General features: G+C 27.8%; 1 protein-coding gene. It reads left to right on the top strand.

The features are described 5' to 3' along the window. Positions 1-32 precede the first annotated feature (32 nt). Positions 33-578, top strand: a complete 546-nt coding sequence (locus B2G44_RS01915) for a DNA-formamidopyrimidine glycosylase family protein (RefSeq protein WP_338140330.1) — start codon at positions 33-35, stop codon at positions 576-578. Positions 579-722: the final 144 nt, after the last annotated feature.

The raw sequence follows: 722 nt of genomic DNA on the forward strand, positions 1-722 counted from the left end.
AACCGCGTTAATCTATCTCGATTATTAAAGATATAGATATTTTTTATGAACCGGTTATAGGTAATAAAAAATATTTTAATCAAATTAAAAATAAATTTTTTTTAAAAGTTAAGCGTCAAGGTAAATATTTAATTTTTTTTTTAAGTGATAACTTGGTTTTAATCGGTCATTTACGCATGGAAGGTAAAATTAATTTAAATCCTATTAATTTATGTAATAATATTTATAAACATGAATGTTGGCGATTATATTTAGATAATGATATAGTTATGAGTTATTATGATACTCGTAAATTTGGACGTTTTTTAATTTATAATTATAATGATTATTTGATTACAAGTCCTTTAAGTAAATTAGCTAAAGATCCTTTTGAAATTTTGTTAAATGATTTTTATAATAAATTACAAAAAACTAATAGAGTTATTAAACAAGTTTTATTAGATCAAAGTGTAATTTCAGGAATAGGAAATATTTATGCTAGTGAAATTTTGTTTTTAGCTCGCATTCATCCTTCTAAACCTTCATGTCATTTAAATGGGCGCCAAAGAGGCCTAAATTTCGCGCTATCTAACCAATAGCCAGGGCCGAATAAACCCTGAAAGGATATGGTCGGTTTGGTAGACGAAAGTATGCCAGATTACAGCAGACTATAAAAGCGGGTTGCGACAAAAGCAAATTAGTCAAAAAGACGCCGCCACCAAATAATTCGATGGAGAAGCCTG

It is taken from the genome of Candidatus Phytoplasma citri (genome assembly GCF_002009625.1).
Taxonomy (GTDB): domain Bacteria; phylum Bacillota_I; class Bacilli_A; order Acholeplasmatales; family Acholeplasmataceae; genus Phytoplasma; species Phytoplasma citri.